Genomic DNA, 5000 nt, shown 5'->3' with positions numbered 1-5000 from the left:
CTCGGTGTCCACATCTTTTCTGTAATATTTTTCCAATTCCTTTTCCGCTTGAAGATGGCGTTCTCTTTCCGCTTTGAATTCCTTTTTCATCAATTTTAAAGCCTGTCTGTACGCCTTATTGAAGATTCTTTGTTTTTGGCGTCTTTTCAGACGAACCAGCTTACTAATCCAATTCATACGTTTTTCCTGATTTTAGGATGAAATATTCGTGTAAAAAATTTTCACATCGAAAATCGAAACGTTCTAATTCTTCAGGCCATCATTATACAATTGAAAAATCTGAGTCATTCCGCTTTTTCTTAAATGAAATTTCACCACTCTTTTCATTAGACTTCAAAATTCGAGAGAAAAACCTGGTTCCAAAACGGCGAAAGTAGTTGATTCCACGATGTAAAACTTAGAAAAAAGAATTAGGGGGAAACAACCATGACATCTAAAACAGAAGATTTTAACGAAGAAGTGGAATCCTTAAAAGACAAAGCCAAAAAAATCACTGGGAAAGCTCGTGGAGAATATTTAGAGCACGTATCCGATCTCAAGGAAAAGATCAAACAAATCTCCGGCGATACATCGGAAAGGGCAAAACAAATTATTGACCAAACCGGAGTTTATATTAAGGAAAATCCTCAGAAGGCTACGTTGATAGGACTCGGAGTAGGGCTTGGAATCGGACTACTCGTCGGAATGCTGATCCGTAGAAAATAAAAACCGCGGCACCTTTGATGGCAAAAAAAAGAAAATCAGATTCGGCAAAGGAATCGTATAACGATGAATATACGAAAAAAGGAAACGATCTTAAATCGCATTTTCTCGCTTTGGTCGATTCCATTTTGGAATACTTCCAAACTCTCCTTCTTTATGGACAAAAACTCCTAACGAAACGACTTCAAACGGGAATCCAAGCTTATATTTTTCTAAAGATCGGTCTCTTTTTTTTCGCGTTCGGTTCCGTCGGCTTTTTAGGGGCACTTTTCGTTTTCCTACATAAAATCTCTGGAGGAGACTTTCTCCTCTCGAGCCTCGGCACTGGCGGAGCAAGTTTCTTTCTTTCCATCCTCTTTCTTTGGCTCGCCGCCTCCTTTCTCAAGATCAAGGACCGATCATGAAAGAATTTCCGGATCTCAATCCTTTCGACGGAAGTGATCGTTTTTTAGGAAAGGATCCTTCTGACATGAGTTTGGAGGAATTAAAACTCTATCTTCATATTCAGAAACTTAGAGTACGTTTGGAATTTGAAAAACTCCAGTCTTCGATCAATTATACAGGAATGGTTGTAGACGCTCTCGATAAGTTGGGAATGGGAAAACTCTTACAATCCTTTCTAAAAACGCCGGATAACGTTTATCAGCCCGAAGAGTAATTGTCGGTTTCTTTGTTCTTTTGTGGCCAGGTGTTTGTGTTTCAATCTCCATTTGGTAGAACAAATCAAAAACTTAAGCAATAATGGATTTGGAAGAATCGATTATTACGGGCCGATCGTAAAAAGTTATATAGATTGTGGATCAATAAGATAAAGGGCACAATATTCGAATCCGATTTTGGAAAATCTTCCAAACTCTTTAGTCCAAATCTAGATTCGTTTTTTCATCGAAGATAGTTTAACGTGAGTCGGCATAAGAATCCATAACTCATTTTTCTAAAAACAAGTTGGAATCTGGACTTTGTAAATCTATTCTTAAAATATGAAAAATACTACAAATCACGATTTTATGAACAAATTCTAAAATTGTAGGAACTCTTACTTTTAGAAAATTCTTTCTCATTTTCAATCGCCGAACTTACGTTAGTTTACCTGATTCTAAAAATTTACGGAAGGTGCAAGTGATTACTTTTTACTTTTGCACTTTTAGATACATGTCTCCGCCTTCGTCGATTCTATATTGAACGTAGTCCGATTTTTTCACAGCTTCTTCGACTTGGGCAAGCGTTACGTCGTGATATTTAGCCTTGGACACAATTTCCAGAATGGCGCTCACGTGGTAAAACGAATTGTTCTCTATGGTTTCGTAGGCTTTATATTTCTTTTTATTTTCGTAGATAAAGGGGATCAATCCGACTATTTCAGCGATTGGATCGGCAACGCTGGCGATGGAAACCGGAGTGCTGAAATCACCCGTCTCGGAAATATACCGGAATCGCTTTTCACTTTGGTTGAAGAACTCATATTTTTTCCGACCTTCGGGAGTTTTAATATAAAGATACTTGCGCCATTGTTTGTCGCAGATAGCGATCAGATCTTTGAGAATCTGTTTTATATCCTTTCTCTCAGTCCTTTGTGCCAGAAGTTTTTCTCCAGCTTCTAAAGCAAGCTCGGGGTTATAGTCGCTATTGTCCGCAAGAACCCTCAATAACGGATCTTTGATTTCTGGATGGATATCTAACTTTAACGGATCACGCTTGGAGGAAGCCGCCTTGTTTTTTTCCAATCGATTCTTTTTAAAACGTACATGAAATTCTTGGATCTGCTCGTCGGTAAGCGGAGTACCGTTGATATTCAGTTGTTCGAGTTCCGTAAAATTGTGGAGAAACTCAAGGTCGTTCAATTTTGTGTCTCGCAGAGAAAGTCGGTACAACTTTTTCAACTTCACTAAAGTTGCAAAATCCAACTCAGTACATCCGTCTGCAGTTAAGAAATTGATTTCTTTTAACATCGAAACGTCTTTTACCGGTGTTCCAGAAATATCAACGCTAAAAAACTTTTTTCCGGCCATTGCCAAAATCGAAAGATCGGAAACCGAAGTATTGTTAAGACGGATAACTTCTAGTTTAAATTTTTTTTCAGTTAGAAGCGCTTCCAAAGGTTTTAAATCGGAAATCGGTCTACCACTTAGATCGAGCTTTTCTAAGGTTAATATTGTTTGAAACGTAGGCTCCTTGTCTTCATCCTCAAACTGGTCGCGGAAAGTTTGTTTCCAAACGTCACGGAGATTGTCCCACCAAGCCGTTTTCGAATCCGCCGACGGATCCGCAGGGCGTTCAGCGATCGGGATTTCGATATCGATTTCAAATTCGTCACAAAGCTGTTGTAAAAATAACGCTCCGATGTTGTGGTAAACTGGATTGATTTCGTCTTCCAGTTCGTGGATCACCGGAAAAATTGCGGGTTCTCCCTCTTTGTTTTTTTCCGTCGGATGATAGATCCAATCGGAATTGTCAGTATAGTGAAGCGGGCAGAGAACGTTACTCGCTTTACCATCAAAGAGATCATAGACCCGATCGTCTTCATCATAAATCTCGAAATCAAAGTAACATTTTCCCAACTCTAATCGATCGGTTTTTAGAGTGTTGTGCTTTTCAATCAGCTTAAGAAATGATTTTGGAAATTTCTTGTAGGAATTTGGATTGCCGGGAGATGAGGCTGTAAGAGTTTTTCCGCTTTTAAATTCAACGACCAACGTATTTTTGTTTATTTTTGTTTATTTTTGCCGCTTTTGCATGCTTGAAAATTTTATGTACTACGGATTCAAATCCGGGAGAATCGGCCAAATAAAGGAAATGTTTTGTCAAATCATCCTGCAAATTTTTTGAATTGACGATGTTTTCCCATTCTTTGGAAAAATCGTCGGACGTCTGTACGAAAGTTTTTTTATTTTGGGAAGGTGTTTGTAAACCCTTTTCTATATAACCTTTTTTTAATTTTTCCGAGAGTAATTTTTCGGCCTCTTTCAGGCATTTTTCCTCGCTGTCGAAAGTTTTAGTTTGGGACGTTCCGGCTGTGCCGGTCTTACCGTAAGTAACCGTAAAGGATTTTCCGGAAACTTCCACGTTCCAGAACTTGTCCGATTTTCCGTCTTTGAATATTAAGTGGTGTTGAATGTCTATCATCCAGGATTAATTTAGTATATTATTATTTTTTGATTTGGATCCATTTATTATCCCGGGACAGTTCGGAAAATTGGTCGATCAAATCTCCGTATAGAATCGGCGTCTTACAGCTATTATTAAATTAAAGATTTCCTATTAAAAAATAGGCCTCAAAGTTCTATAGCCGCTTAAAAATTTCAAGAACAAAATCTATTTAAAAGTTTTATAATCAGTTAGAGGCGCAATTTACGAAATCATGTCTTCTATAACTTTTTTGAGATACCTTTTGAAAATCCCGAGAAGTTCCAAAACATTTCAAAACCGTTTCAAAGAAACACCGATTGGCATTTAAATTCTGCAATTTCAGATTTCGTTTTTTTAGTTTTTACGAAATTCAAATCGATGATCGCGAAATACTACTGATTGATATTCGCATGTTGAGAATCAGAAGGATTTTCGATTTCAAAGCTTTTCCGCATTAAAATATGTTTTTACTTCGCGGATTTGGATCGTTTCCACTCGATCTTCTCCGGCGATGATATCCGATAAAATCACAACCTGATCCCCATCCTCGATTCTTCCCGCTTTTTTGAGAGTTTCGATCGCGAGCCGGATCGTTTTTTCAGGATCCTTGGAAAAATTGATTCGATATGGAATTACGCCGCGAGTGAGCCAGAGTTTACGCCTAACCGTAGTCATATTGGTAAATGCATAGATCAAAGGATAATGTGGATGAAAACCTGCTACGTTGAGCGCCGTAGTGCCCCTTCTCGTAATGACGATAATCGCAGGACATTTAAGGGAATCCGCAAGTTCCGCAGCGGACCTCGCCATCTGTTCCTTTTTATCCTGAGGAATTTTGTCCTTAACGTAATCTACACCGCCTGCCTTCTCGACACGTTGTGCTATCTTGTCCATCATCTCCACACATCGGATCGGAAACTTACCGGCGGCGGTTTCTCCCGATAACATGATGGCGTCCGCCTCTTCATAGATCGCATTCGCGACGTCGGTGACTTCGGCTCTTGTAGGAGAAGGATTATTAATCATCGATTCCAAAAGATGAGTCGCGACGATGACTCTTTTCCCTTTGAGGGCACATTCTTTGATGATCGCCCTTTGAAGGATCGGCAATTCCTCGATTGGAACTTCCACCCCCAAATCCCCTCTCGCGACCATCACACCGTCCGAAACTT

The 5000-nt window shown here is 39.2% G+C and carries 5 protein-coding genes and 1 pseudogene (2 of these 6 only partly in view); 3 read left to right on the top strand and 3 right to left on the bottom strand.

Annotated features, from left to right (window positions below; translation table 11 throughout):
- On the bottom strand, positions 1 to 177 hold the start of the coding sequence (locus CLV95_RS10840) for a hypothetical protein (RefSeq protein WP_002724931.1). 237 nt of this gene lie to the left of the window's left edge; only the first 177 of its 414 coding nucleotides appear in the window; its start codon is at positions 175 to 177; its stop codon lies beyond the left edge, outside the window.
- A gap of 249 nt (positions 178 to 426) precedes the next feature.
- Between CLV95_RS10840 and CLV95_RS10835 the strand changes: the two genes are divergently transcribed.
- Genes CLV95_RS10835 through CLV95_RS10825 form a run of 3 tightly spaced genes read left to right on the top strand, consistent with a single transcriptional unit; the run spans position 427 to position 1360 of the window.
- A complete protein-coding gene (locus CLV95_RS10835) occupies positions 427 to 705 on the top strand; it encodes a DUF883 family protein (RefSeq protein ID WP_002724940.1) in 279 nt (92 codons plus the stop codon).
- 17 nt (positions 706 to 722) lie between these two features.
- Positions 723 to 1106, top strand: a complete 384-nt coding sequence (locus CLV95_RS10830; RefSeq protein ID WP_002724929.1) for an LBF_4227 family protein — start codon at positions 723 to 725, stop codon at positions 1104 to 1106.
- On the top strand, positions 1103 to 1360 hold the full coding sequence (locus tag CLV95_RS10825; RefSeq protein ID WP_002724919.1) for a hypothetical protein: 258 nt from the start codon (positions 1103 to 1105) through the stop codon (positions 1358 to 1360). The genes CLV95_RS10830 and CLV95_RS10825 overlap by 4 nt, the downstream gene beginning before the upstream one ends.
- 472 nt (positions 1361 to 1832) lie before the next feature.
- Here the strand turns inward: CLV95_RS10825 and CLV95_RS10820 are convergent.
- Both CLV95_RS10820 and pyk read right to left on the bottom strand, forming a co-directional pair.
- A pseudogene (locus CLV95_RS10820) lies at positions 1833 to 3816 on the bottom strand (WGR domain-containing protein).
- Positions 3817 to 4266: 450 nt separating this feature from the next.
- A protein-coding gene (gene pyk, locus CLV95_RS10815) for a pyruvate kinase (RefSeq protein ID WP_002733398.1) crosses the window boundary here: on the bottom strand, positions 4267 to 5000 show its 3' portion. 721 nt of this gene lie beyond the right edge of the window; the window shows 734 of its 1455 coding nt (coding positions 722-1455); its start codon lies off the right edge, out of view; its stop codon occupies positions 4267 to 4269.

This window comes from Leptospira borgpetersenii serovar Javanica (assembly GCF_003046425.1).
GTDB classification, from domain to species: Bacteria; Spirochaetota; Leptospiria; order Leptospirales; family Leptospiraceae; genus Leptospira; species Leptospira borgpetersenii.
This window is presented reverse-complemented; position numbering and strand designations above follow the sequence as displayed.

Bases quoted from the DNA above. Each gene is read 5' to 3' on its own strand.
- CLV95_RS10835 (WP_002724940.1), top strand. From the start codon at position 427: ATGACATCTAAAACAGAAGATTTTAACGAAGAAGTGGAATCCTTAAAA.
- CLV95_RS10830 (WP_002724929.1), top strand. From the start codon at position 723: ATGGCAAAAAAAAGAAAATCAGATTCGGCAAAGGAATCGTATAACGAT.
- CLV95_RS10825 (WP_002724919.1), top strand. From the start codon at position 1,103: ATGAAAGAATTTCCGGATCTCAATCCTTTCGACGGAAGTGATCGTTTT.